Raw genomic sequence first — 25932 nt, 5'->3', positions numbered from 1 at the left:
CCGCGGGCTAAGCAGTTATCCACAGGCTGCCGACCCAGGGTCTAGCGGATGGCGGCGCGCACCCGCCAAGATCGACGGCGTGAACAACGGGGGCCGGGCGGCTGATGCCGAGATTGCTGAGGTGCTCGCCCACCAGGACGGTGTCATTTCACGACGCCAAGTACGCGAAGCCGGCCAACACGACTCCTACATTCGGCGCAAGCTCAGACGCAACGAATGGGCACGCATCCATGACGGTGTCTACGTCAACCACACGGGCTTGCCCACTTGGCAGCAACGCGCCTGGGCTGCAGTCCTTTACGCGGTACCTGCGGCGCTGTGCCTGGAGTCGGCAATGTGGCGCGAAGGCCCGGTGATCCATATCGCAGTCGACCAGGATCGCAGCACCCTTGCTGAGCCCGACGGCGTGCGCATCCACCGTCTGGCCCATCTGGACCAGCGGGTGCTGTGGCATACCGGCCCGCCGCGAGTCCGTTACGAGGAAGCCGCGCTCGATGTCGCATGTCGGACAACGGAATTCGACGCGATAGCGGTGCTTGCCGATGCCTGCCAGTCGCGACGCACCACTGCACAACGTCTCCTGGCAGCGCTCGATGGGCGACAACGAATTCCGCGCCGAAGATGGTTGCGTGCGGTCCTCGTCGACATCGCTGACGGCACGTGTTCCGTGCTCGAACACCGCTATCTGAATCGCGTCGAGCGCGCACACGGGCTGCCTCACCCCAGTCGGCAAACCAGGTCGTCCTCGTCGTCGGGAGTCCGTTACCGCGACATCGAGTACGGGCAGCGCTTAATCGTAGAGCTCGACGGCCGGCTGTTTCACGACTCAGCAGCCGCCCGGAACGATGATTTCGAGCGTGATCTCGATGCCGCAGTCGATGGCCGGTCGACGGTGCGACTGAGCTACCAGCAGGTTTTCGACCGGCCGTGTCAGACCGCAGCGAAGATCGCCCAGATTCTGCGTCGGCACGGGATCGCAGTGGTCGGCCATCCTTGTGGGCCTGGATGTCCGTACGCCGCTGCCGGTCTCGCAGCGTGAACAGGTTCGACCAGCTAACCCGCTGATTCCAGTCACCTGGTAACTGAGACCCGCGGGTTAGTGGCCTTTGGCCATCAGTGCCCGCGCGCTATCCACTCCGCCAGGTGCGGCGCCTCGGCACCCACCGTGGTGTGATCGCCGTGACCGGTATGCACCCGAGTCTCTTCCGGCAGTGTCAGGATCGAATCCCGGATGGAGTCGATGATCGTCGGGAAATCGCTGTAGGACCGCCCGGTCGCACCCGGCCCGCCATTGAACAGGGTATCCCCGGAGAACAGCGCACCGGCCTCGGGCAGGTACAGGCACACCGATCCCGGCGAGTGGCCGGGCGTGTGGATGACCTCGATCTCGGTACCCGCGACACCGATCCGCTGACCGGCGTCGAGGTTCCAGTACTTCTCGTCGGGATGGCTTGTCTGCCAGAGCATGTCGTCGCCGGGATGCAGCAGGATCGGGGCGTGCAACTCGTACGCCAACTCCGGGGCGACGGTCACGTGGTCGTTGTGCCCGTGGGTGACGACGACCGCCACCACGTTACGGCCGGCGACGGCGTCGACGATCTGGGGCGCGGTGTGGGCCGCGTCGACGATGACCACCTCGGAGTCATCGCCGATCACCCAGACGTTGTTGTCGACGTCCCACGTCCCGCCGTCGAGGCTGAAGGTCCCCGAGGTGACGACGCGGTCGATGCGGAGCTCGCCGCTCACAGCACGACCACCGAACGCAGCACATTGCCGGCGTGCATGGTGTGGAACGCGTCCTCGACCTCGTCGAGCTTGATCCGCTCGGAGACGAAGCGCTCCAACGGGATTCGGCCCTGCTGGTAGAGATCGACCAGCATCGGGAAGTCGCGCTCGGGCAGGCAGTCGCCGTACCAGGAGGACTTCAGCGAGCCACCGCGGGAGAAGAAGTCGACCAGAGGCATCTCCAGCGTCATATCCGGGGTCGGTACGCCGACGAGGACGACGGTGCCGGCGAGGTCACGGGCGTAGAACGCCTGCTTCCAGGTTTCCGGGCGACCGACGGCGTCGATCACCACGTCGGCACCGAACCCGCCGGTGAGCTCCTGCACCGCCTCGACGGTATCGGTTTCGGCGGCGTTGACGGTGTGGGTGGCGCCGAGTTCCTTGGCCCACTCCAGCTTTCGCGGATCCCGGTCGACCGCGATGATCTTGCCCGCGCCCGCCAGCCGGGAACCCATGATGGCGGCGTCACCGACGCCACCGCAGCCGATCACGGCCACCGAGTCGCCGCGGGAGACGTTGCCGGTGTTGACCGCCGCGCCGAGCCCGGCCATCACGCCGCAACCCAGCAGGCCGACCACCGCCGGGTCGGCGGTGGCGTCGACCTTGGTGCACTGTCCCGCGTGAACCAGCGTCTTGTCGGCGAAGGCGCCGATGCCCAGTGCCGGGGTCAGCTCGGTGCCGTCCTCCAGGGTCATCTTCTGGCTGGCGTTGAAAGTGTTGAAGCAGTACTGCGGACGGCCACGCTTGCACGCCCGGCACTGGCCACAGACCGCGCGCCAGTTGAGGATCACGAAGTCGCCGACCTCGACCGATTCGACACCGGGGCCGACCTCTTCGACGATGCCGGCAGCCTCATGGCCGAGCAGGAAAGGGTATTCGTCGTTGATGCCGCCCTCGCGATAGGTCAGGTCGGTGTGGCAGACGCCGCACGCCTGGACCTTCACGACGACCTCGCCCGGCCCCGGGTCGGGGATCACGATGGTCGTGACTTCTACCGGGGCGCCCTTGGAGCGGGCGATGACACCTCGAACTTGTTGTGGCATAGGGATACTCCTTGGTTTTGTCAGAGGACGTGGGTGGTCAGAGAACGAGGCAGAGCCGGAACGCGTCGTAGATCGCAGCGTGGATGTTGCGACTCGCGACGGCGTCACCGATCCGGAAAAGCTGATAGCCGCCATCGGCATTGCGCACGACGTTCTGCGGTTGCAGGTTGAGCAGGGCCTGCTGGTCGACTTCGCCGAGGTTGGTGGAACCGGGGACCAGCCCGAAGTACAGCTCGTCGGACGGCAGCGTGCCGTGTTCGACGACGACGTGGTCGACCATGCGCTGCCGGGTGGCGTGCGCATATTCGTTGTAGAGGTCCACTTCGAGCCGTCCGTCCTTGCGGCGCACCCCGGTCAGTCGCTCGTTGAGCGTGACGCGCACGCCGTGCTCGGCGAACACCTTGAAGTAGCCGGGGTAGTTCACGCCGCCGACGTCAGGTGCCAATATCCGCTCGGGAGTGACGAATTCGAGGGCAACACCGCTACGGGCCAGCACCTCGGCGGCATCCAGTCCGGGGTGGCCGCCGTTGTCGTCGTAGAGCATGACCTCGCCGCGCGGATGCACCGCACCGCACAACACATCCCAACCATCGGTGACCAGATTGGCTCCCTCGGTGAGGAATTCGGTGTTCGGCACACCGCCGGTGGCGACCACCACGATGTCGGGATTCTCCGCGAGCACCTCGTCGGCGTCGACGTAGCGGTTGGTGCGGATGTCGACGCCGAGCAGCTTGCACTCGTCCAGTCGCCACTCGATGATGCTGATGAGATCGCGCCGGCGCGGTGACGACGACGCGATCCGAACCTGCCCACCGGGCAAGTCGGAGGCCTCGAAAACGACGACGCGGTGACCGCGCTCGCCCAGCACCCGGGCGGCTTCCAGGCCTGCCGGCCCGCCCCCGATGACCACCGCCGTCCGCGCCGGCCCGGTCGTTTTGTCGACGCGGTGCGGGAGCCGGTCTTCGCGTCCGGTGGACGGGTTGTGCACGCACTTGGCGTCGCGGTTCTGGTAGATCTCGTCGAGGCAGTAGGTGGCACCGACGCAGGGGCGAATCCGATCCTCATCGCCCGCTTGGATTTTCGCGACGATGTGCGGGTCGGCGATATGCGCGCGCGTCATGCCGACGAGGTCGAGCAGGCCGTCGCGGATCGCGTGCCGGGCGGTGGCCACATCGTTGATCCGGGAGGCATGCATGACCGGGATCCCGAGCTCCTTCTTGACCTGGCCGGCGAACGACAGGTGCGGCGCGACCGGGGTGCCCATCGGCGGGATCACCCGCGAGAGTGCCTCGTCGCTGGCCATGTAGCCCTTGATGACACTGATGAAGTCGATGCCCTCGGGCACCAGGCGCTTGGCGATCTCGATGCCGTCTTCGTACTGCAGCCCGCCGGGCAGGTCCTCGTCGAGTGACATCCGGATGCCGACGGCGAAGTCCGGTCCGGCGGCCTCGCGCACGGCGCGAATCACCCTGAGCGGGAAGCGAAGTCGATCCTCCATGCTGCCCATGCCGTATTCGTCGTCGCGGTGGTTGGTCAGCGGCGACCAGAACGCGTCGAGCAGATGGGTGTAGGCCTCGAGTTCGATGCCGTCCAGGCCGGCCGCGCGGCACCGTGCGGTGGCGTCGGCGTAGGCCTTGACGATGCGGTCCATGTCCCACTCCTCGGCCACCTTCGGGAAGGACCGGTGGGCGGGTTCACGGATGGCGGACGGATAGACCACGGGCAGCCAGTCGCCGTCGTAGTTGCTGGTGCGCCGGCCCAGGTGGGTGATCTGACACATGACGGCGGCGCCGTGCTCATGGACGCCGTAGGCCAGCTCGCTCAGCCAGGGCACGATCTCGTCCTTGTAGACGTGCAGATTGCCGAACGCGGAAGGGCTGTCAGGGGCGACGACCGCGGAGCCACCCATCATGGTCAGCGAGATGCCGCCCTTGGCCTTCTCCTCGTGATACAGGCGGTAGCGGCGCTTCGGCATGCCATCTTCGGTGTACGACGGCTCATGCGATGTGCTCACCACGCGATTGCGCAGGGTCATGTTCTTCAGCCGGAACGGCTGCAGGAGCGGATCGATGAGCTGATGAGCCATGGGCGAGTCCGTTTCTTTCAGATGGTTCGGACGTGGTTCACACGTCGTCTACGACCCCATAAGTACCGCTTGACCAGGTACAAATGCTGATCTACCGTATGTGACGTAACTAATATATCACTCGTCTATCAGCACGTCTACGGACATCGAAAGGGGAGATTCCGGTGACCATCAGCGTGTTCGACCTGTTCTCCGTCGGCATCGGTCCGTCGAGTTCACACACCGTCGGGCCGATGCGGGCCGCCGCCCGATTCGTCGACGATCTGCACACCATCGGCGCTTTCGGAGGCGCTGCCGGGGTGGCGGACGTCCGGGTCGATCTCTACGGCTCGCTGGCCGCCACGGGCGCCGGCCACGGCACCATGACAGCGATCCTGCTGGGGCTCGAAGGCAACCACCCCGAGGAAATCCGGACCGATGTCATGGAACGGCGCGTCGAGGAGATGCGGGCCAGCGGCCACATCATGCTCGCGGGGCTACGCCCGATCGCGCTCACCGAGGCCGACATGATCCTGCGCCCGCTGACGGTGCTGCCGTTCCACCCGAACGGCATGACACTGACCGCTCTCGATGCGCACGGCGCCGAGCTGCACAAGCAGACCTACTTCTCCATCGGCGGCGGTTTCGTCGTGACCGAGGCCGAAAGCCGGGAACCCGCCGCGCGTACCGCCGCGGGCCACTCCCTGTCGTTCGACTCCGCGAAGGACATGCTGGAGCTGTGCCACCAACGTGGTTGCAGCATCAGCGATCTCATGCTGGCCGTCGAGTGCGAGACGCGGACTGCCGATGAGGTCCGGGCCCGGCTGCTGCACATCCGCGACGTGATGGTCGAGTGCGAAGTGCGCGGCATCTCGCGCGACGGCTACCTCCCCGGTCCCATGCGGGTGCGCCGCCGCGCCCGAGACTGGTTTGAGCGGCTCAACGCCGAGGACTGGAACAAGCAGCCCGAATTCGCCGAGGACTGGGTCAATCTCGTCGCGCTGGCGGTCAACGAGGAGAACGCCTCCGGTGGGCGCGTCGTCACCGCGCCCACCAACGGCGCCGCCGGCATCGTGCCCGCCGTGATGCACTACGCGGTGCACTACACCCGGGCCGGCCGCCAGGATCCCGACGGCACCGCGGTGCGGTTCCTCCTGACCGCCGGGGCCATCGGGTCGCTCTACAAGGAGCGGGCGTCCATCTCCGGCGCCGAAGTCGGCTGCCAGGGCGAGGTCGGGTCGGCCGCCTCGATGGCGGCGGGCGCACTCGCCGAAATCCTCGGTGGCACACCGGAACAGGTCGAGAACGCTGCCGAGATTGCCATGGAGCACAGCCTCGGACTCACCTGCGATCCCATCCAGGGGCTGGTCCAGGTCCCGTGCATCGAGCGCAACGCGATCTCGGCAGGCAAGGCCATCAACGCGGCCCGGATGGCCCTGCGCGGCGACGGAGCGCATTACGTCTCGCTGGATCAGGTCATCGAGACCATGCGAACCACCGGCGCCGACATGCTGTCGAAGTACAAGGAAACCTCCACCGGCGGCCTCGCGGTCAATGTGCCGGTGAACTACGTCGAATGCTGAATGATGTTGCAGGAGAGGGAGACAACGATGCACCTTGATTGGTACGACCGCGGAATCCTCACCTTTGTGCTGGGCTGCGCGTCGGGTGCGGAACCATCCAACGACGCGTCCCTGGCGCATTTCGGGATCACCACCCCTCGGGTGATGCGCCGATTCGACGCCGTCCTCGACGCCGTCAGGTCACACGAGTTCCCGCTGGATGACGCCGACCTGATGCTCGTGCACCAGGCCGCCGATTATCGCAGCCACATGCCGCGCACGGGCTAAGGCTGGTCGCTGACCGACTCGGCGACGCGGAACGCCACCATCCGCGCGGTGTCCTCGTCGGCGGCCTCCACCATGACGCGGACGACCTGTTCGGTTCCGGAGGGCCGCAACAGGATTCGTCCCGTATCGCCGAGTTCGGCCTCGGCCTCGGCGACCGCGGTCTGCACCGCCGGCGCCTGGGCGACCGTGGTCTTGTCGGCCACCTCGACGTTGATCAGCACCTGCGGCAGCGTCTGCATGGGCGCGCACAGTGCCGCCAGCGACTCCCCCGTCTGCGCCATGCGCGACATCAGCCGCAGGCCGGTGACGATGCCGTCGCCCGTGGTGCCCAGCTCGGGCATCACGATGTGGCCGGACTGTTCGCCGCCCAGCGAGAACTTGCCCGCCCGCAGTTCCTCGAGCACGTACCGGTCGCCGACGCCCGTGGTGCGGACCTCGATGCCGGCCTCGCGCATGGCCAGGTGCAGGCCGAGGTTGCTCATCACGGTGGCCACCAATGTGTTCGAGACCAGCTCGCCGGCATCGCGCATGGCCAGCGCCAGCACCACCATGATCGCGTCACCGTCGACCAGCGCACCTGACGCGTCGACGGCCAGACATCGGTCGGCGTCGCCGTCGTGGGCCAGGCCCAGGTCCGCACCGTGGTCGACGACGGCCTGCTGCAACTGTGCCATGTGGGTGGAGCCGCAGCCGTCGTTGATGTTGAGGCCGGTCGGCTCGGCGTTGATCGCGATGACGGTCGCGCCCGCGGCGCGATATGCCTGTGGGGCAGCCGCCGAGGCGGCGCCGTTCGCACAGTCGACCACGACGGTGAGCCCGGCCAACGGAGCGACCGCGGCCTTGGCGGCGTGCGTCAGGTAGCGGTCCAGCGCGTCGGCGGCGTCGAGCACGCGGCCGATGCCGGCGCCGGTCGGGCGGGCTCCGGGCCCTGCGGCGACCAGTTCGGCGATGCGGTCCTCGGTGTCGTCGTCGAGCTTGTGCCCGCCGGCGCCGAAGATCTTGATGCCGTTGTCCGGCATGGGGTTGTGCGACGCGGAGATCATCACGCCGAGCTGTGCGTCATAGGAGGCGGTCAGATAGGCCACCGCGGGGGTCGGCAGCACGCCGACCCGGAGCACGTCGACACCCTCACTGGTGATGCCGGCGATGACCGCGGCCTCCAGCATCTCGCCGCTGGCCCGGGGATCTCGTCCGACGACCGCGACACAACGGCCGGCTCCTGAAGTCGAACACAGCCGACGGGCCGCAGCCGAACCCAGCGCCAGTGCCAGCTCAGCGGTCAGATCACGGTTCGCGACGCCACGGACGCCATCGGTGCCGAACAGCCGACTCATAGACCTGCTTTCCTCGAGAAGTGCCCCCATGAAACGCCGAAGGCGGGCGTGTCCAGACTGCGACACGCCCGCCCACGAGCAGAAACGATCAGCGCTTGCTGTACTGAGGCGCCTTGCGGGCCTTCTTGAGGCCGTACTTCTTGCGCTCGATGGCACGCGGGTCACGGGTCAGGAACCCGGCCTTCTTGAGTGCCGGACGATCCTCGGGCTGAACCAGGATCAGCGCACGGGCGATGGCCAGACGCAGCGCGCCGGCCTGACCCGAGGGGCCGCCACCGTCGAGGTGGGCGTAGATGTCCACCGTGTCGACGCGGTCGACGGTCACCAGCGGGGCCTTGATCAGCTGCTGGTGCACCTTGTTCGGGAAGTAGTCCTCCAGGCTGCGGCCGTCCAGGTTGAACTTGCCGGTGCCGGGCACCAGACGAACGCGGACGACGGCTTCCTTGCGGCGGCCGACGGTCTGGATCGGACGGTCGATGTACACGGGCTCGCGGGGGGTCGACTCTTCGACAGCCTCGAACTCGGGAACTTCGGTGACTTCAGTCACGTCAACTTCGGTCACTGGGCCACCTGCTTGATCTCGAACGGAATCGGCTGCTGCGCGGCGTGCGGATGATCGGGACCCGCGTACACCTTCAGCTTCTTCTGCACCTGGCGCGACAGCTTGTTGTGCGGGAGCATGCCGACGATCGCGTTCTCAACGGTGCGGGTCGGGTGCTTCACCAGCTGTTCGCCGATGGAGCGCTTGCTCAGACCGCCCGGGAAACCCGAGTGACGGTAAGCAAACTTGTCGGTGAGCTTCTTGCCCGACAGGGCAATCTTCTCGGCGTTGATGATGATGACGAAGTCACCCTCATCGGAGTTGGGCGTGAACGTCGGCTTGTGCTTGCCACGGAGCAGCTTGGCTGCTTCCACGGCGAGCCGGCCGAGCACCACGTCTTGGGCGTCGATGACGTACCACTTACGCGTGGTGTCACCCGCCTTCGGCGTGAATGTAGGCACAGCTATACCTCTTCTTCTCGGGTTGAGTCCCGGTGCTATCCGGGTGCCGGTCAAGTGCGCGACCTGCGATTTCCCGGCGACCGACGGTGACCCGGGAAGCAGCTGCCTCTCGGCCTGCTGCGCACCAACGAAGGACTTTACCTGCGAGCGTCGTCGCAGGTCAAAACGCGGGTTGACGGTTCGCGCGAGCACACAGTCTCAAGGCCACGACGGACGTCTCCCTGCACACCTTTCGTCTGCAGCGGTCAACTTGCATTGACCGTCAAGGCAAGTTGACTGCTTCAAAACGAATGCGTCACAGGAGAGCCGACACGCCGACCGGCTGTGAGTGTGCGTCTACGCAGACACCTCCTCGCAAAAATTCTGCGAGGACGCACAGTCAATTGCGGCACCGGGTGTCTACGTCAGTTCGGCGGCACCGGGCGCTTCGAGCGAAGTGTCGCGGGAGGTGTCCTTGAGTTCGACGCCGGACCGGCCCAGGGCGCGGGCACCGGACACCAGACCCGCGGCGACCTTCGCGGCCTCGGCGTAACCGAGACCCTCGGGCGGGTGGATGTTCGAGATGCAGTTGCGGTCGGCATCGGTGCGTCCCGGCATGGGCAGATGTGTCAGGTAGATACCGAGGCTGTCGGCGACGGACAGGCCCGGCCGCTCCCCGATGATGACGATCAGGGTCCGCACCTTCGCCGCCGCACCGATGTGGTCGCCGAGCGCGACGCGCGCCTGGGTGGCGATCACCGGCGGCGCCAGCGTGTAGTCGTCGCGCAGGGTGGCGACCAACTCGGCGAGCAGCGCCGGCCCGTGCTTGGCCAGCGCGTAGGGCGAGAGCCCGTCGGCCAGCACGAAGCCGATGTCGGCCGGGGTCTCCGGGACGTCCATGGGCTCGGCCGGGACCCGGCCCAGGTCCGGACGGCGCAGGTACTCACTGCGGGACTCGGCCTGGCTACGGACCACTGCCGGCTCGCCGAGGCCGATCTCCCGAACCGGCGCCGCGAGGGCGTCGACATCGAGCGGTTCGTGCACCGCGTCGCGGGCGGCGGCGTGGGCCGCCGACAGTTCGAGCACCTCGCGGGTGGGCAGCGCGTTGCCGGCGCGGCCCAGCCCGATGCGGGCCTGGGTGGTCTTGCGGAGCTCGTCCCAGAATTCCTGGATTGCCACGTCTTCGGTCATGGTCATCCCGCCGCCGTCAGTGCCCGCAGCGCCGAGCGCTGCAGATCGAACTGGGTGAGCTTGCCGGCGTCGTCGGTCATGCCGACCTTCTTGAGCCAGGCCTCGAATTCCGGAGCCGGCTTCAACCCGAGCGTGCGGCGGGCCGACACCACGTCGTGGAACGACAGGCTCTGGTAACCGAGCATGACGTCGTCGGCGCCGGGCACCGTGATCACGAACGCACAGCCGGCCGCGGCCAGCAGGTACAGCAGAGTGTCCATGTCGTTCTGGTCGGCTTCGGCGTGGTTGGTGTAGCAGACGTCGACGCCCATCGGCAGGCCCAGGAGCTTGCCGCAGAAGTGGTCTTCGAGCCCGGCGCGGATGATCTGCCGACCGTCGTACAGATACTCCGGCCCGATGAAGCCGACGACGGTGTTGACCAGGAGCGGGTCCAGCGCGCGGGCGACGCCGTAGGCGCGGGCCTCCAGGGTCTGCTGGTCGACGGGCCGGCCGCCGGTGCCGAGGTGTGCGCCCGAACTCAGCGCCGACCCCTGCCCGGTTTCCAGATACATCACGTTGTTGCCGACGGTGCCGCGGTTCAGGGACCGGCCGGCCTCGTTGCCCTCGCGCAGCAGCGCCATGTCGACACCGAACGCCTTGTTGGCGCCTTCGGTACCGGCGACGGACTGGAACACCAGGTCCACCGGAGCACCGGTCTCGATGAGGCCGATGGTCGTGGTGATGTGCGACAGCACGCAGGACTGCGCGGGGATGTCGTAGCGGCTGCGGATGTTGTCGAGAAGGTGCAGCAGGTCGGCCGTCGCCTGAGGCGAATCGGTGGCCGGGTTGATGCCGATGACCGCGTCGCCGCAACCCATCAGGAGCCCGTCGAGCACGGCGGCGGCGATGCCCCGTGGGTCGTCGGTCGGGTGGTTGGGTTGCAGGCGGGTGGCCAGGGTGCCCGGCAGCCCGATGGTGCTGCGGAAGGCCGCGTGCACCTGGGTGGCCGCGGTGACGGCGATCAGGTCCTGGTTGCGCATGATCTTCGAGACCGCGGCCGCCATCTCCGGCGTGATGCCGGGGGCGACGGCGGCGATCTTCGCAGCGGCGTCGTCACCGGCCACCGCGTCCAGCAGCCAGTCCCGGAAGGCTCCCACCGTGAGGTGGGAGATTTCCGAAAACGCCTGCTGGTCATGGGAATCCATGATCAGTCGGGTGACCTCGTCGGTCTCGTAGGGCACCACCGCGTCATTGAGGAAGGTGTCCAGCGGGAGCTCTGCCAGCGCCCAGGCGGCGGCAGCCCGCTCGGCGTCGCTGTGGGCTGCGCACCCGGCGAGTTCATCGCCGGAGCGCAGCGGCGTGGCCTTGGCCATCAGGTCCACAAGCCCGTCGAAGGTGTAGTTCACCCCCGAAATCCGCTGGTGGTACTTCATTTCAGCTCGTCCTCGGCTTCCGCGAGCATCGCGAACTCTTCATCAGGAGAGTTTGCCACCAAACGGTGCCGGCTGTAGAGCGCGAAGTAGAGCATGAACGCGGCGAACACTGCCAGGCACAGGCCCACGGCGAACGGGTCGACCAGGAAGGTCGCGATGACCGCGATGACGGCGACGACGAGCGCGAAACCCGTGGTCACGACGCCGCCCGGGGTGCGGTACGGCCGCGGCATGTTGGGCTCGCGACGACGCAGCACGATGTGGCTGACCATCATCAGGACGTAGCTCACCGCGGCGCCGAAGACGGCCATGTTCAGCAGCAGGTCACCCTTGCCGGTCAGCGACAGCACGAAGCCGATGACACCGGGGACGATGAGCGCCAGCGTCGGCGCCTTGCGCGAGTTGGTCACCGACAGCTGTGTCGGCAGGTACCCGGCCCGGGACAGGGCGAACAGCTGACGGGAGTAGGCGTAGATGATCGAGAAGAAGCTCGCGATCAGGCCGGCGAGGCCGATGTAGTTGACCAGCTTGGCACCGGTGCCGTTGCCGAGCGCTTCGACCAGCGGGTTGCCCGAGCCCGACATCTGTTGTGCGCCACCGACACCCGTGGTCAGGAACAGCACGACAGCGCAGGTGACGAGCAGGACCGTCATGGCGGCGATGATGCCGCGCGGCACGTTCTTCTCCGGGTTGGCGGTCTCCTCTGCGGCCAGCGGCACGCCTTCGATGGCCAGGAAGAACCAGATGGCGAACGGGATGGCGGCCCAGATGCCGAGGTAGCCGTGCGGCAGGAACGACGAGGCACCGGCGGCGCCTGCGTCGGGGGCGATGTTGGTCAGGTTGGCGACGTCGAAGTGCCCGATGGCGCAGACCGCGAAGATCACCAGGCCCAGCAGCGCGATGGCGGTGATCACGAACATCACCTTGAGCGCCTCACCGACGCCGGCCAGGTGGATGCCGATGAAGAAGGCATAGGCTGCGAGGTACACCCACCAGCCGTTCTGAATTCCGAAGAGTCCCAACGACTCCACATAGGCGCCGATGAACGTCGCGATGGCGGCCGGCGCGATCGAGTACTCGATGAGGATCGCGGTGCCGGTGGCGAAACCGCCCCAGGGGCCGAGGGCGCGGCGCGCGAAGGTGTAGCCACCGCCCGCGGCGGGCAATGCCGAGGACAGCTCGGCCATGCCCAGCACCAGGGCCAGGTACATGCCGGCGATGACGACGGCGGCGATGGCGAGGCCACCGAAACCGCCGTGCGCCAGACCGAAATTCCAGCCGGAGTAGTCGCCGGACACGACATAGCTGACGCCGAGGCCGGCAAGCAGCAGCCAGCCGGCCGTGCCCTTCTTCAGCTGGCGCTTCGCAAGGTATTCGTTGCTCTCGACGTGTTCGTCGACGCCGTGAGCGTGGTGCTCACTGGGTGGGTTGGTGATGGACACTGGATACTCCTGAAAAAGGGATGGCTGACGCCGAGATGGCCTGGTTCCAGGAGCTATCTGGCGCCGGCCGGATTATTTTGTCGCCGTATGCATTTGAGAATGCGCCGACCGATGAACGGAGCGAGCGCCCGCGTATTCGGGGGTTACGCGGGCGCTCGCTGGTCCGATCAGAAGAAGCCCTGGGCCTTCGTCGAGTACGAGACGAGCAGGTTCTTCGTCTGCTGGTAGTGGTCCAGCATCATCTTGTGGTTCTCCCGGCCGATGCCGGACTGCTTGTAGCCGCCGAACGCGGCGTGCGCGGGGTACATGTGGTAGCAGTTGGTCCACACGCGGCCGGCCTTGATGTCCCGGCCGGCCCGGTAGGCGACGTTGCCGTTGCGCGACCACACGCCGGCGCCGAGGCCGTACAGCGTGTTGTTGGCGATGGAGATGGCGTCGTCGTAGTCCTTGAACGACGTCACCGACAGCACCGGTCCGAAGATCTCCTCCTGGAAGATGCGCATGCCGTTGTGGCCGGAGAACACCGTCGGCGTCACGTAGTAGCCACCGTTGAGGTCACCGCCGAGCTCGGCCCGCTCACCACCGGTGATCAGCTGTGCGCCTTCGGATTTGCCGATCTCGATGTAGGAGAGAATCTTCTCCAACTGGTCGTTGGAGGCCTGCGCGCCGATCATGGTCTCGGTGTCCAGCGGATCGCCCTGGCGGACGGCCTTGGTGCGGATGGCGGCCAGTGCCAGGAACTCGTCGAAGATGTCGGCCTGGATCAGGCTGCGCGACGGGCAGGTGCAGACCTCGCCCTGGTTCAGCGCGAACATGGTGAAGCCTTCCAGCGCCTTGTCCTGGAAGTCGTCGTTGGCGGCCATGATGTCACTGAAGAAGATGTTCGGGCTCTTGCCGCCCAGCTCCAGGGTGACCGGGATCAGGTTCTGGCTGGCGTACTGCATGATCAGCCGGCCCGTGGTGGTCTCACCGGTGAACGCGATCTTGGCGATGCGGTTGCTCGACGCCAGCGGCTTGCCGGCCTCGACACCAAAGCCGTTGACCACGTTGACAACACCGGCAGGCAGCAGGTCGCCGATGAGCGAGAACAGGTACATGATCGACGCCGGGGTCTGCTCGGCAGGCTTGAGCACGATGGCGTTGCCGGCGGCCAGCGCGGGGGCCAGCTTCCAGACGGCCATCAGGATCGGGAAGTTCCAGGGGATGATCTGGCCGACGACGCCGAGCGGCTCGTGGAAGTGGTAGGCGACGGTGTCGTCGTCGATCTCGGAGATCGAGCCTTCCTGGGCCCGCAGCACGCCCGCGAAATAGCGGAAGTGATCGACGGCCAACGGGATGTCGGCGTTGAGGGTCTCGCGGACCGGCTTGCCGTTGTCCCACGACTCGGCGACGGCGATGGCCTCGAGGTTCTGCTCCATACGGTCGGCGATCAGGTTCAGGACCCGGGCGCGGGCGGCCGGTGAGGTCTTGCCCCACGCGGGCGCGGCGGCGTGAGCGGCGTCGAGCGCCTTCTCGATGTCGGATTCGTCCGAGCGGGCGATCTCGATGAACACCTCGCCCGTCACGGGGGTACGGTTCTCGAAGTAGCGTCCGGCAGCGGGCGCCACCCATTCGCCGCCGATGAAGTTGTCGTAGCGGGCCGGGTAGGTCATCACCGAACCCTCGGCACCGGGACGCGCGTAAACAGTCATGGGTTCACTCCTCGCAGTGGCTGACAAACACAAATGTGCTGCTGGTCACTACGCTACGCAGAAGTGGGTTGCAACACAGTTGCATCGTCGAACGCGTTCGAACTGTGACCGCGTCAGCCGAGGTCGGCGTCCAATCCCGCCAGGTGCCCGACGGCCTGTGCCCGGACCACCGCGTCCGCCGACGGGTGGTTGCGCAGCAATTGCCAGCCGTGCCGGTCGTCGCGGCCGTCGGGCAGGGCCAGCCATCGGCGCAACAGTCCGACCTGCCCGGCGGCGGACGCCGACAGCACCGCGGTCCGCAGGCTCTCCCCCAGCTCGGTTCGCAACCGGGCGATCGCCGGCGATACCGACTGCGGCAGCAGCGCCCCCGAGTAGTGGGACAGCGCGCCGTCGACGTCGCCGCGATGCAGCGCGGCGAAGACGTCGGCGACGTCACTGTCGATCGGGGTGAGCAGCCGGTACGGCCGCGACGCCACGTACTGCGCACCGATGACCCGGCGCAGGCGGGACATCTCGACGCGGATGGTGACCGAGTCAAGATCGTTGTCGTCCAACAACATTGCGAGATGGTCGGCGCTCAGGCCCTCGGGATGCCGGCTCAGCAGGACCAGAATGTCGGCGTGCCGGCCGCTGAGGGTGTGCTGGTGCGGCTGCCCGTCGTCCCCGGTGGCGACCCAGCGCGGCCGATCGCCGCCCAGCACCGTCAGGCGGGCCAGCGTCGTCCGGGTGGTGGCCGGCTGCAGCAGCCGCTGCAGGGCGAGGTGATTTTCGATGGCCATCACCGTGGCACGTACCAGGCCCAGGGTCTGCGCCGAGGCGACCTGGCTGTCCCCGGTCAGGTCCAGGCAGCCGATGAGCTCGCCCGTCGTCGGGTCGTGCACAGGCACCGCGGTGCAGGTCCAGGGCTGGACGAGCCGGGCGAAGTGCTCCGAGCCGTGGATCTGCAGTTCCCGGTCCAGGGCCAGCGCGGTGCCCGGGGCGTTGGTGCCGGCGCTGCGCTCGCTCCAGTCGGCGCCGGGCACGAAGTTCATGGCCTCGCCCCGGCCCAGGGCCGTCTTGTCGCCCTCGACCCACAGCAGCGTGCCGTCGGCCGCGGCCACCGCCACCATGACACCGCTGTCCTTGGCGTCCTCGACCAGGAGTTTCCTGATCACCGGTAACGCGGCGGCGATGGGTTGTTCGGCGCGGAGCTGGTCCAAGGTCTTGGGCACGACGGGCGTGAACTGCGCACCGCCGAGGTCCGGATCCACGCCCGTGGCCAGGCTGCGGCGCCAACTGTCGGCGATGACGGGGCGGACGGCCGTGGGGTCCAGGTGCTGGGCGTCGATCTCGCCGGTGACGAACCGCTGGTGTACCGCGCGCAGCGTTGAGCCGGCCGGCGACCCCTCGGTGCGGCTGATTCCCACGACACTCACACTCCTCGCAGGTCGGATACACACCTGCGTGGCCGCCAGGGTAGTCGACCTCGGTGTTTCGCGGCAGCTGTTGGGTAGTGCTGTGTGGTCCCGCCCCCAGCTCTCCATTCCAGGGGCAGGACCACACAGGGCTCGTGATGGGTCAGAACACCCAGTCGCCGGCGGCACGACGGTCGGTTGCGGCGACGTCGTCGGCACCGTCGCGGACCGCGTTGCCGAGGCTGTGCAGGATCTCGTTGAGGGCGGCTGCCGACTGGTTCCAGCGGGCCTGCTCGGCCTGGAACGCCTCTGCGGCCTCGCGGGTCCACGACTGCTGCAGCGGTGCAACCAGTTGCCGAAGCTCTTCCAGCGCCGTGTTCATCCTTGCCGACGTGGCGTGGATCTGTTGGCGGACAGTGAATTCGATCTCGCCGAAGTGGTAGGACAGCACCGATTGCCTCCTTCTGTCCCGTCAGATCGCGTGACCGGTGGCGCCGATGCGCTGGGCGTGCGCCTCAGCCGCCTGGCTCAGCACCGTGGCGTTCGATCGGATGGTCTCGGCGATACGCGCAAGCGTCGCATGCAGTTTCATCGACTCGCCGTTCCACCGGGTGACCACGTCCTGGAACCGGGCCGCCGCGACGCCGCCCCAGACGGTCGGCGGGATGGCCGTCATCTGGCCGATGAAGTTACCGAGCATGGCCCGGATCTCCTCGTTGCGGACCTCGACCTTGCCGGCGATTCCTGTCATCAGATCGAAATCTGTGGTCAGCGTGCCACTTAGCGGAGCTGTCATGTTTTCCTCTCCATTCGGGTTTGCTTGTTTAGACGTTCTCCGTGAGCGTTCGGTTCCATTGCCGCCCAAGTTTTTTCAATCGGTTCGGCGCGCGGAGCGGATCGCGGTGTCACACGGCGCACGGACCGCGTCACCCTGACACCCCACCGCGATCCGGACCGGGCCGTCGAGCAGGACCGACCATTCGACCGTCCGCCCGCCGCGCACCTCCCGGTATCTGACGGCCGGGCGCCCGGCGCTGACGCCGGCGTCCTCGAAGTCGACGATGACGCCGCCGGGCAGCTTCGCCGCCGCCTCTCGCAGTGACCGCGCTGCGGTATCGGGCGTCTGGCCCGGTGGCACCACCGATTGGGTGAGGTGGATGATCTGCCCGCGATCGTCGGGCGAAACTATTTGCACCCGAGCCGATCCCGCGCCCGACAACGCCCTCTCGACCAGCCAGCGTGCCGGAATCTGCACCGCCACGCGACCTTCCACCAGCCACGTGAGATCAGGGTCGGCGGCAGGGACCACCGCCGCGGGGCCGTCCCGGCTGGACAGGCCCAGCGCCGCTGTTCCGGCGACGGCAACCACCGCCGCCGCGGCGATCGCGATGCGGCCCCGCGTGGAGTGCGCCACGGCCGGCGCGCTGCCAACGTCGGCGTCATCGAGTAGGTCGTCGCAACGGAGGACCTGTGTCGTGACGCCATGATCCTGCAGCCGCGCTTGGATTTCCACGGCCAGCGGCGCGGCACCCGGAACACCGATCGGCGCATCGACCACGACGTGGCTGTCCATTGCCGCGCGGGCAACCACTGTGTCCGTGGCAGCGCTGTCGGTTCGTCGTACGACCGACGAGGCCGTTCCCGGCCGAGAGACGGTCACCAGGTCCTCCCCCACTTCGACCACGGTGCAATCCGGTTCACCGGAGGCGATCCGGATTGCGTCGATTCGGCGCCGGACAACGACACATACTCCGTTGGCGTCCGCGGCCGATCGCACCCTCTGAACCCTCGACGCCGACCACCAGGCCGGGCACACCACCGTCACGGTGCGCGCGGTGCCGATCGCCGCGGCCATCGCGTCACGCCAGATACGTTCGGCCGGCAGGACTGCCGCGTCGAGCAGGCCCAACTGCTCGTCGACGCACTCCAGTGCCGCCGAAACCAGCTCGGCATCAACGTTTCCCGGTCCAACGATGGTCGCCGGGCCGACCACCACGACCGTCACGGCGGATCGGTCCAGGCGATCTGGACCAGCTCATCGGGCCGGCCACGCCGCACCACGACAGCACGGCCTGGCGGGAGCATCATCGGACGCGCAACACCCAGCAGCGGCCCCTCCTCGGTGTCGGCGCTCATGAGGATGCCGGTGGCGCCGAGGTCCCGCATCCGGGCGAACAGTGGGTCGAACATGGCTCGGGCGGCACCGCCGGCGCGCCGCGCGATCACCAGGTGCAGGCCGATGTCCGAGGCGTGCGGCAGCAGGTCGAGCAAGGGACTCAACGGATTTCCCGCCGCGCCCGCGACCAGGTCATAGTCGTCGACGACGATGTGGATGTCGGGGCCGCACCACCAGGATCGGTCGCGGAGTTGCTGCTGGGTGACGCCCGGGCCCGGCAGCCGAGCCGTCAGAACGGATAGCGCGGCCGTCAGCTCCGCGGTGGCCGTGACACTCGACATCGCGTAGCCGCACAGGTGCGGCGACTCGACCACGCCCAGCAAGGTCCTACGGAAATCGACGATCAGCACACGGACCTGCTCCGGCTCGCTCTGGCTGATGATCGCCCGGCACAGGGTCCGCAGCGCGGACGTCTTGCCGCAACCGTTGTCGCCCAACAGGATCAGGTATGGACCGGCTTCGAGGGCGAACGGCTGTAGTTCCGCCTCGGAGATACCGATGACATGGCGGGATGATTCCCCGCCGGTCGCCGTGACCACCTCCGCGTAGTCCACGTGGTGCGGCAGCAGCTCGATGACCGGCGCGGGTTGCTCGGGCTGGGCCGCCACCACGTCGAGCTGCGGCAGCGCCACCACGAACTCCTTGCCGTCGCTGGTGAGGCCGCGCCCCGGCGGGCAATTGGCGAGGAGCTGCGCACGGCGACGATCCATTTCGGACTCGGTGGGGTCGCCGAGCCGCAATTCGATCCGGGTACCGATGTGGTCTTTCAGCATGGGGCGCAGTTCAGCCCACCGGTTGGCGGTGAGCACCACGTGGATTCCGACCGACAGTCCCTGTGCCACCATTGCCGTGATGGTGTCCTCGAGCGCGTCGGACTCGCGGCGCAGCACCGCCCAGCCGTCGACCGCCAGGATGACATCGCCGTATCGATCCGGGAAGGGCACTGCCGGCCCGTGCTGCTGCCGGAACTCCTGGCGACGGCGGCACAGCGCGGACAGTTGAGAGACGATGCGCCGCAGCAATTCCGGCTCATGCCGGCCGGCGATCGTACCGACGTGGGGGTGCTGCCGCAGCGCCGTGAGCACGCCGTCGCCGAGATCCAAACCGTAGATGCTGAGTCGTCGTGGCGCCGCGGTGGCGGTCAGGCCGAGCAGCAGTGTCTGCAGCGCACTCGATTTCCCGGACCGCGGACCCCCGACGACGGCCACGTGCCCGCCGGCGCCATTGAGGTCGACGACCAGTGGATCACGGCATTGCTGGAACGGGTTGTCCACCAATCCGATCGGTGCCCGCAGCGGCCGGCCGGCCGGCTCGGTCATGAGCAGTTCGGACAACGCGGGCGATTCGGTGAGGGGCGGCAACCAGACCTGATGGGCGTCGGGACCAAGCCCTGCCAGCCGGTGCACAGTCGTGTCCAGCAGGCTCGGACCGGCTGCCGGATCTGCTGTCGCAGCCGGCCCGCCGGTGAACAGCGCCGGGCCCGGGTCCTCACCGTGGGTGTCCGGTGCGGGGCCCGAAACGAATGTGGTGTGGAATCGCATCAGCTTTCCGTCTGCGGTCCGCAGCAAGCCCGCGCCGGGTGTCCCCGGCAGCTCGTGGGCGTCGGTGACCCCGATGACCGCCCGGGACTCGGCCGCCGAGAAGGTCTTGAGACAGACCCGATACGAGAGGTGGGTATCCAAGCCCCGCAGACGGCCTTCGTCCAGCCGCTGGCTGGCCAAAAGCAGATGGATGCCCAGCGACCGGCCGAGACGCCCGATGGCAACGAACAGCTCCGCGAAATCCGGATGGTGGCTGAGCAATTCGGAGAATTCGTCGACCACGATGAACAGGGCGGGCAGCGGAGCAAGCTCGGCGTCGGCCGCGCGGGCCCGGCGATAGTCGCCGATGCCCGACAGGTTCCCCGCCGCCCGTAACAGCCCCTGCCGCCGGGTCATCTCGCCGGCCAGGGCGTCGCGCATCCGGGCCACCAGATGTGCCTCCTGTTCCAGGTTGGTGATGACGGCCGCGACATGGTTGGCCTTCTCGAAGCCGAGAAATGTTGCACCACCTTTGAAATCGACGAGGACCAGGTTCAGCTCGTCCGGCGAATGCGTGGTGATCAGACCCAACGTCAGGGTGCGGAGAAACTCGGACTTGCCGGAACCCGTTGCGCCGATGCACAAACCGTGCGGTCCCATGCCGTGCTCGGCGGGTTCCTTGAGGTCGAGTTCGACGGACGCCCCAGTGGTGTCGGTGCCGATCGGGACCCGCAAGCGGTGCCGGGCCGGCCGGGGCGACCACGACGGTGTCCAATCATGGTGCCACCGCGCCGCGTCCGCGGTGCCGGCCAATCGGTAGCGCGCGAGTCTGCGCGCACAGGTCTCGGCTTGCTCAACCGTCAGCGCATCGGTCGTCGAACATCGCGGCAGCGTTGACGCCGATCCTGGCCGACCGAGCACCAGCAGTGTGACCCCGTCCGATCCGTCGAACGCGGTGGCCGCGACGCTGTCCACCAGCACCACCAGATGGCAGCCGGGTATGACGGGCACGGCTGCGGCTTCGGCGAAGCGCAGCGGCGCCCCTCCGATGACACCCGAACGGTAATGGTGCGGCAGCCATTTCAGCCAGTCCCACCCCGCAGCCCCGGTGACCGCAGCGATCTTCACCTCATCAGGGCCGTGCCACACCGCCAACTGGCACACCATGGCGCGGGCCAGTCCCGGGGCATCTCCGACATCGAGGCGCCGGTGGCGGCGCAATACGACGGTCACCGGAACCTCCGGCACGGTGGCGCCGGTTGTCAGCAACCGTTCGAATGCCGAAGCGGCCACTGGGTCGGTCATTTCGCCCCCGGTCGCCGGCGACGGGACCAGCCTGGTGCACAGCGGTCGCTCCCCGACCCCCACCCGCATCTCGGTGAAGTCCTCATCGTTCCAACGGCGTTGCCACATCCGGTCGGTCCCGGTCAAGGTCCAGAGGGCGGCGGGCGGCGGATGGTTCTGATGCAGCAGGCGATGCTGCTCAGCGGCGGTCCGGCCGGCACACTCCTCAAGCGCGTCGAGGTACACCAGGTACTCACGGCGATCGGCATCGATCTCGCCGGCCCGGCGCGCACCGCGCGACCCGAGAACGGTGCTACCGATCATGGACAGCACCATCATGGCCGGAAACAGCAGGAACACCGGACTGCGTCCGGTCACCGAACCCGAGCGGAAGTAGAACACCATCATGCCGGCCATCGCCACCAGCATCAGGACCGGAGCGACGCGGGTGACGACGTGGCCCGGCGCCAGCCGCGGCACCTGTGGCGGTGTGCGGACCTCGATGTCCCCCTGAGCTGGTTCGGCTGCCGCAGATCGCGCGACTCTCGTGAATTCCATCGCATGTTCAGACGCAGCAGGACACTGTTCGGTTCCATCGATTTTCGTGTCGGGCAGGGGTCCGATGTGCAGTTACCGTGAGATCGGGCATGTCGATCCGGGGGGTGCGATGTCCGACTCTGTTTGTCGTCTTTCAGTGCAGTCACATGGCGAATACACCAGCGAGACCACCGATCTGGTCTTGCCGGCGGGCGCCGCCGTGGACACGCTGTTACCGGACATCGTGGCACTGGCTCGTCCGCAGAGCCCGGCTCACGGCGTGAGCTGGTACCTCGATCGAACAGTCGGCGATCCGATCAACGGATCATTGTCGTTGCGGCAAAACGACGTTCACGATGGGGACGTGCTGCAACTGGTGTCCGCCACCATCCCGGTACTCGGCGCGCGGCGGGCACAGACGGTGACAATGGCCGCCGGCACGCCCACGCCCGACCGTACCGGTCACCTGGCCGTACCCACACTCGGGTTGTGGGCGGTGACCGTCGCCTCCGGCATGCTGATCTGGTCCGCGGCGCGCGGCGACCAGACGATCGCAGCCGCCATCGCGTGTGGTGGCGCCCTGGGCGCGTTGATGGTGACGTTACGGTCCGGGCCTGCCGCGTGGTCCGTCTCCGCCCTCGTGCTGGCGTTCACCGCTGGGTTCACGGCGGTACCGGGTGGGCCCGCCGCTCCGAATGTCCTCCTCGGTGCCGCGGCGGCGTTCGCGGTGGCCCTGGTGTTGTTACGAGTCGGCGTGCACGCGGTATCCATTGCGGCCATGGCATTTTCGGCGCCGATGATCGTGGTGACGACGGTGGCGAGTACCTGGCCCATTCCGCTGACCGGCACCGGCGTGGCCCTCAGCGCCGTGGCTTTGGTCGTGCTGTCTGCCGCACCCCGGTGCGCCGTCACCGTCGCGGGGCTCGCGCCCCCGTCGGCGACAGTGACCGAGGGTGACCCGGGGCGAGTCGAGCGGGCCCATCTGGCGCTCACAGCGATGGTGATGGGCGCCGCAGCAGCCGTCGCGGTCGGTGCAGTCGTGGTGGCCGTGGCCGCCGTGCACCGGTCCGGCATCGCAACGTTGGCGTTCAGTTGGGCAGTAGCGGCCGCCCTGACGCTGCGAGCACCCTCCTATCGGCTGCCGGTACGCCGATGGACTGTTCTGGTCGCCGGAATGGTCTGCACCACTGCGGCTTTCGCGGTCACCGCGACGACGTTCCCCGCCTGGACGGCTTGGCTCGGTGGCAGCATCGTCGCGGTGGCGCTGGGTATCCGGCGGATGGGATCAGTCAGCGTCGCGATGGCCCAGCGCGTCAGCTACCTCGAATACGCGGCGCTGGCTGCCGTTCCGCCGTCCGCACTCTGGGCCGCAGACATCTTCATGCTGGTACGCGGACGATGAGCGTCGTCGGTTCGGCCATCGCCGTCGCCGTCACGGTCGCGATGGTGGCGCTGGTTCCCGCCGCCCACGCCATCGCTCCGAAGCCGGTCGATCAGGGTCAACTGCCTGCGCCGGAGGCCCCGGCGCCGCCGGGCAGAACCGAACAGGCCGACCGGTGCGCCACAGCGAAGCCCGCCGACGACCGCACCACACGTCAACTCGACGGGCTCAACCTTGCTGCGGTATGGCCGCTTTCCCGCGGCGGCGGACAGACGGTGGCGGTGATCGATACCGGCGTCACCCGCCACCGGTTGCTGCCCCACCTGGTCCCCGGCGGGGACTATGTCTCCTCGGGCGACGGTACGCAGGATTGCGATGGCCACGGCACCGCGATCGCGGGCCTGGTCGGCGCCGCGCCCCCGGATACCGAACCCGGCTCCTTCCGCGGCGTGGCGCCCGAGGCGACCATCATGGCGATTCGCCAGTCCAGCAACAAGTTCCGGCTCTCCAGCGACCATGCCACCTCTGGGGTCGGCGACGTCGAGACACTCGCCCGCGCGGTGCGCTCGGCTGCCGACGCCGGCGCAACCGTCATCAACATCTCGTCGGTCGCCTGCATGCCCGTCGCCGACCCGCTCGACGACCGGTCGTTGGGGGCCGCGCTGGCCTACGCCGTGGAGGTCCGCAACGTCGTAGTGGTCTCTGCCGCAGGCACGACCAATGGTGAATGCGCACAACAGAATCCACTGTCCGACCCCAAGCATCCGGGCACACCGGACTGGGACAACGTGCACACCGTGGTCAGCCCGGCGTGGTACGACGACTACGTGCTGACGGTCGGTTCGGTCGACCCCGCCGGCGCACCTTCACAATTCAGCCTGGCAGGCCCCTGGGTCGACGTCGCCGCACCGGGAGAGTCGGTGGTGTCGCTGAGTGCGCAGGGCGACGGCCTGGTCGACCGCCGGGCGGACGGACGCCCGCTGTCGGGGACCAGTTTCGCCGCACCCGTTGTCAGCGGTGTTGTCGCACTCGTCCGTTCACGATTCCCGCAACTGTCGGCCCGGCAGGTGATGGCCCGCATCGAGGACACCGCACACCATCCGGCTGACGGCTGGAACGCCCAGGTGGGACGCGGTGTGATCGACCCTTTGGCGGCGGTGAGTGGCGGTGCGCCCGCGCCTGCCCCGGCGCGGGTAGCTGCCACACCGTCGGCGCCTGCCCCCGGCCCGGATCAACGACCGTCGCGACGAATCGCCTTCCTGGGCACCGCCGTCTGCATCGCAGTGGCAACCGTCGCGGCGACGGGCCACCGGCGGTCACGACGGTAGGCATTTGTTCGAGGTTGTGTGGCCAGGGCTTGGCCGCGGCTCTATTCTTCAACGCATCGAGCACAACGATGGGATGGCCCTGTTTGGCCGATCCGTGGAATTGGGCGTACTGCGTGCCCTTGTGACACGAGCACGCAACGGAGCCGGTGGGGCGCTGGTGGTGCGTGGCGATCCGGGAATCGGTAAGTCGGCCCTGCTGACGAACGTCACGGCCAACCTGACCGGTGTCACCGTGATCCGTTCCGACGGTTACGAAGCGGAATTGTCGATGCCGTATGCCGCATTGCAGCGAATAGGGCTGTCCTTGGCCGAATACATCGACGCACTGCCCGTTCGCCAGCAACAGGCGCTGCGTGTCGCGTGGGGCGTCGACGATGGACCTGCGCCCGAGCCGTATCTGGTCGGGCTGGGCATGCTCGGTCTGTTCGCGGAAGCCGGTGGCCAGCGGCCGGTCATCTGTGTGGTCGATGATGCGCATTGGATCGACTCGGAGTCGCGGGTCGTGCTCGCGTTCGTCGCGAGGCGCCTGCAGGCGGAGTCGACGGTGTTGCTCTTCGGTGCGCGTGACAACGACGAGTCCGATGCTGCGCTGGCGGGCGTCTCAACGTTGCGCCTGACCGGTCTGGACCAGCGTGCGGCGGTACAACTGTTGACAGCGCGAGCATCCGACGTCATCGACCCCTACGCGGCCATCCAGATTGCCGTGGCCACGGGCGGTAATCCGCTTGCCCTCATCGACCTCGCCCGGGACTTGAGCATCCGGCAATTAGGGGACCTCTCGCTGTCATATGACCCGATACCGCTGAGCCGGCAGTTGATGGCGCATTACCTACGCCAGGTGCGTGAGATGTCGCCTGACGTGCAGCGGTGGTTGCTGGTCGCGGCTGCCGAATCGGCGGGCCAGTCCTTCCTCATCGCCAATGCCGCTGCCGCACTGGGTCTTTCGCCAGATTGCGCGACGGAGGCCCAACAGGCCGGCCTGGTGACGATCAGCGATACGGTGGCGTTCCGCCACCCGTTGGTGCGGTCGGCGGTGTATGGCGCGGCCACAGGACCTGATCGCCGTCGCGCCCATGATGCGTTGGCCACGGAAGCGAAACGCCAAGGACTGATCGAGTTGGAGGCGTGGCACTCAGCCGAAGCCGTCTCTGGGCTCGATGCGGGGGTAGCCGATCGACTTGAAGCGGTCGCGGGACTGGCGGCCAGGCGCGGTGGGCGCGGCTCGCAGGCGCGGCTGCTGGCCCGTGCCGCCGATCTCACCCCACCCTGTCCCACGCGAAACAGCCGACTACTCGCCGCGGCGGAGGCCGCCATGGACGCAGGCGCCGCGCATCTGGCCCGCGAGCTGATCGATCGGGTCGAGCCGCTTCATCTCGACGCGGTGCAGGACGGCCGACAGATCTTCATGCGCGCCGAACTGGCTCTCTTCCTCGCCGACCCGGCACCGATCGTGTGCGGACCGGCCGACTGTCAGCGGTCACGTATTTCCCCAGGTTTGAGGGGTTGTCCGTCACGTAA

At 67.8% G+C, this 25932-nt stretch carries 21 protein-coding genes; 6 read left to right on the top strand and 15 right to left on the bottom strand.

All coding sequences use genetic code 11. The features are described from left to right. Window positions 1-79: 79 nt before the first annotated feature. Complete coding sequence (locus EB75_RS22760) at window positions 80-1039, top strand: type IV toxin-antitoxin system AbiEi family antitoxin domain-containing protein (RefSeq protein WP_073697538.1); 960 nt, start codon at window positions 80-82, stop codon at window positions 1037-1039. Window positions 1040-1113: 74 nt separating this feature from the next. On the opposite strand, the gene EB75_RS22755 is transcribed toward EB75_RS22760, so the two are convergent. The 3 genes from EB75_RS22755 to EB75_RS22745 are packed head-to-tail and all read right to left on the bottom strand — an operon-like array spanning window position 1114 to window position 4914. Next, window positions 1114-1746 (bottom strand): MBL fold metallo-hydrolase, encoded by a 633-nt coding sequence (locus tag EB75_RS22755; protein ID WP_073697537.1) that lies wholly within the window; start codon window positions 1744-1746, stop codon window positions 1114-1116. Continuing rightward, on the bottom strand, window positions 1743-2828 hold the full coding sequence (locus EB75_RS22750; protein WP_073697536.1) for an S-(hydroxymethyl)mycothiol dehydrogenase: 1086 nt from the start codon (window positions 2826-2828) through the stop codon (window positions 1743-1745). The genes EB75_RS22755 and EB75_RS22750 overlap by 4 nt, the downstream gene beginning before the upstream one ends. A gap of 37 nt (window positions 2829-2865) precedes the next feature. Further along, window positions 2866-4914 (bottom strand): NADH:flavin oxidoreductase, encoded by a 2049-nt coding sequence (locus tag EB75_RS22745; RefSeq protein WP_073697535.1) that lies wholly within the window; start codon window positions 4912-4914, stop codon window positions 2866-2868. Window positions 4915-5078: 164 nt separating this feature from the next. On the opposite strand from EB75_RS22745, the gene EB75_RS22740 reads away from it, so the two are divergent. Together EB75_RS22740 and EB75_RS22735 are read left to right on the top strand one after the other, a co-directional pair. Beyond that, entirely contained in the window at window positions 5079-6476 is a 1398-nt protein-coding gene (locus EB75_RS22740; RefSeq protein WP_073697534.1) for an L-serine ammonia-lyase, read from the top strand. A gap of 27 nt (window positions 6477-6503) precedes the next feature. Then, the gene (locus EB75_RS22735; protein WP_142239770.1) at window positions 6504-6743 is read left to right on the top strand and encodes a hypothetical protein; all 240 of its coding nucleotides are present in this window, start codon (window positions 6504-6506) and stop codon (window positions 6741-6743) included. Here the strand turns inward: EB75_RS22735 and glmM are convergent. The 12 genes from glmM to eccCb all read right to left on the bottom strand — a co-directional run bounded on the left by glmM (window position 6740) and on the right by eccCb (window position 21726). Further along, a complete protein-coding gene (gene glmM / locus EB75_RS22730; RefSeq protein ID WP_168176101.1) occupies window positions 6740-8077 on the bottom strand; it encodes a phosphoglucosamine mutase in 1338 nt (445 codons plus the stop codon). The two genes, EB75_RS22735 and glmM, sit on opposite strands and share 4 nt — an antisense overlap. Window positions 8078-8165: 88 nt before the next feature. Continuing rightward, window positions 8166-8561 carry a 30S ribosomal protein S9 gene (gene rpsI, locus EB75_RS22725; protein ID WP_286150302.1) on the bottom strand — a complete coding sequence of 132 codons (396 nt, stop codon included), beginning with the start codon at window positions 8559-8561 and terminating at the stop codon, window positions 8166-8168. Window positions 8562-8635: 74 nt separating this feature from the next. Beyond that, on the bottom strand, window positions 8636-9079 hold the full coding sequence (gene rplM, locus EB75_RS22720; RefSeq protein ID WP_064859820.1) for a 50S ribosomal protein L13: 444 nt from the start codon (window positions 9077-9079) through the stop codon (window positions 8636-8638). A 399-nt stretch (window positions 9080-9478) separates the two neighbouring features. After that, window positions 9479-10255, bottom strand: a complete 777-nt coding sequence (gene eutC / locus EB75_RS22715) for an ethanolamine ammonia-lyase subunit EutC (protein ID WP_073697531.1) — start codon at window positions 10253-10255, stop codon at window positions 9479-9481. After that, window positions 10252-11661: an ethanolamine ammonia-lyase subunit EutB gene (locus EB75_RS22710; RefSeq protein ID WP_073697530.1), complete on the bottom strand. Its 1410-nt coding sequence runs from the start codon at window positions 11659-11661 to the stop codon at window positions 10252-10254. The genes eutC and EB75_RS22710 overlap by 4 nt, the downstream gene beginning before the upstream one ends. Continuing rightward, entirely contained in the window at window positions 11658-13103 is a 1446-nt protein-coding gene (gene eat, locus EB75_RS22705) for an ethanolamine permease (RefSeq protein ID WP_073697529.1), read from the bottom strand. Before eat ends, EB75_RS22710 begins: the two co-directional genes overlap by 4 nt. A 167-nt stretch (window positions 13104-13270) precedes the next feature. Beyond that, window positions 13271-14794, bottom strand: coding sequence for an aldehyde dehydrogenase (gene adh, locus EB75_RS22700; protein WP_061007210.1), 1524 nt, complete (start codon window positions 14792-14794; stop codon window positions 13271-13273). 113 nt (window positions 14795-14907) lie between these two features. Continuing rightward, window positions 14908-16200 (bottom strand): GAF domain-containing protein, encoded by a 1293-nt coding sequence (locus EB75_RS22695; RefSeq protein ID WP_073697528.1) that lies wholly within the window; start codon window positions 16198-16200, stop codon window positions 14908-14910. A 151-nt stretch (window positions 16201-16351) separates the two neighbouring features. After that, window positions 16352-16639 (bottom strand): WXG100 family type VII secretion target, encoded by a 288-nt coding sequence (locus EB75_RS22690; protein WP_073697527.1) that lies wholly within the window; start codon window positions 16637-16639, stop codon window positions 16352-16354. A gap of 21 nt (window positions 16640-16660) precedes the next feature. Next, window positions 16661-16984 (bottom strand): WXG100 family type VII secretion target, encoded by a 324-nt coding sequence (locus tag EB75_RS22685; protein WP_073697526.1) that lies wholly within the window; start codon window positions 16982-16984, stop codon window positions 16661-16663. A gap of 75 nt (window positions 16985-17059) precedes the next feature. After that, complete coding sequence (locus EB75_RS22680) at window positions 17060-18193, bottom strand: type VII secretion-associated protein (protein ID WP_073697525.1); 1134 nt, start codon at window positions 18191-18193, stop codon at window positions 17060-17062. After that, window positions 18190-21726 carry a type VII secretion protein EccCb gene (eccCb, locus tag EB75_RS22675; RefSeq protein ID WP_073697524.1) on the bottom strand — a complete coding sequence of 1179 codons (3537 nt, stop codon included), beginning with the start codon at window positions 21724-21726 and terminating at the stop codon, window positions 18190-18192. The genes EB75_RS22680 and eccCb overlap by 4 nt, the downstream gene beginning before the upstream one ends. A 136-nt stretch (window positions 21727-21862) precedes the next feature. On the opposite strand from eccCb, the gene eccD reads away from it, so the two are divergent. The 3 genes from eccD to EB75_RS22660 form a co-directional block, all read left to right on the top strand. Beyond that, a complete protein-coding gene (gene eccD / locus EB75_RS22670) occupies window positions 21863-23107 on the top strand; it encodes a type VII secretion integral membrane protein EccD (protein WP_073697523.1) in 1245 nt (414 codons plus the stop codon). Beyond that, window positions 23104-24414 (top strand): type VII secretion-associated serine protease mycosin, encoded by a 1311-nt coding sequence (mycP, locus tag EB75_RS22665; protein ID WP_073697522.1) that lies wholly within the window; start codon window positions 23104-23106, stop codon window positions 24412-24414. Before eccD ends, mycP begins: the two co-directional genes overlap by 4 nt. Window positions 24415-24535: 121 nt before the next feature. Further along, window positions 24536-25932 (top strand): AAA family ATPase (locus tag EB75_RS22660; protein WP_286150294.1); only part of this gene is annotated, 1397 nt, incomplete at its 3' end.

This window comes from Mycobacterium sp. ST-F2 (genome assembly GCF_001905655.1).
In the GTDB taxonomy this organism is placed as follows: Bacteria; Actinomycetota; Actinomycetes; order Mycobacteriales; family Mycobacteriaceae; genus Mycobacterium.
The sequence above is the reverse complement of the archived record's forward strand: the minus strand, read 5'-3'. Positions and strand labels throughout refer to the sequence as shown.

Excerpts from the sequence above, each read along its gene's own strand:
- EB75_RS22750 (WP_073697536.1), bottom strand. The coding sequence starts at position 2,828 with ATGCCACAACAAGTTCGAGGTGTCATCGCCCGCTCCAAGGGCGCCCCG.
- EB75_RS22745 (WP_073697535.1), bottom strand. The coding sequence starts at position 4,914 with ATGGCTCATCAGCTCATCGATCCGCTCCTGCAGCCGTTCCGGCTGAAG.
- EB75_RS22735 (WP_142239770.1), top strand. The coding sequence starts at position 6,504 with ATGCACCTTGATTGGTACGACCGCGGAATCCTCACCTTTGTGCTGGGC.
- glmM (WP_168176101.1), bottom strand. The coding sequence starts at position 8,077 with ATGAGTCGGCTGTTCGGCACCGATGGCGTCCGTGGCGTCGCGAACCGT.
- eutC (WP_073697531.1), bottom strand. The coding sequence starts at position 10,255 with ATGACCATGACCGAAGACGTGGCAATCCAGGAATTCTGGGACGAGCTC.
- EB75_RS22710 (WP_073697530.1), bottom strand. The coding sequence starts at position 11,661 with ATGAAGTACCACCAGCGGATTTCGGGGGTGAACTACACCTTCGACGGG.
- adh (WP_061007210.1), bottom strand. The coding sequence starts at position 14,794 with ATGACTGTTTACGCGCGTCCCGGTGCCGAGGGTTCGGTGATGACCTAC.
- EB75_RS22685 (WP_073697526.1), bottom strand. The coding sequence starts at position 16,984 with ATGACAGCTCCGCTAAGTGGCACGCTGACCACAGATTTCGATCTGATG.
- eccCb (WP_073697524.1), bottom strand. The coding sequence starts at position 21,726 with ATGGAATTCACGAGAGTCGCGCGATCTGCGGCAGCCGAACCAGCTCAG.
- mycP (WP_073697522.1), top strand. The coding sequence starts at position 23,104 with ATGAGCGTCGTCGGTTCGGCCATCGCCGTCGCCGTCACGGTCGCGATG.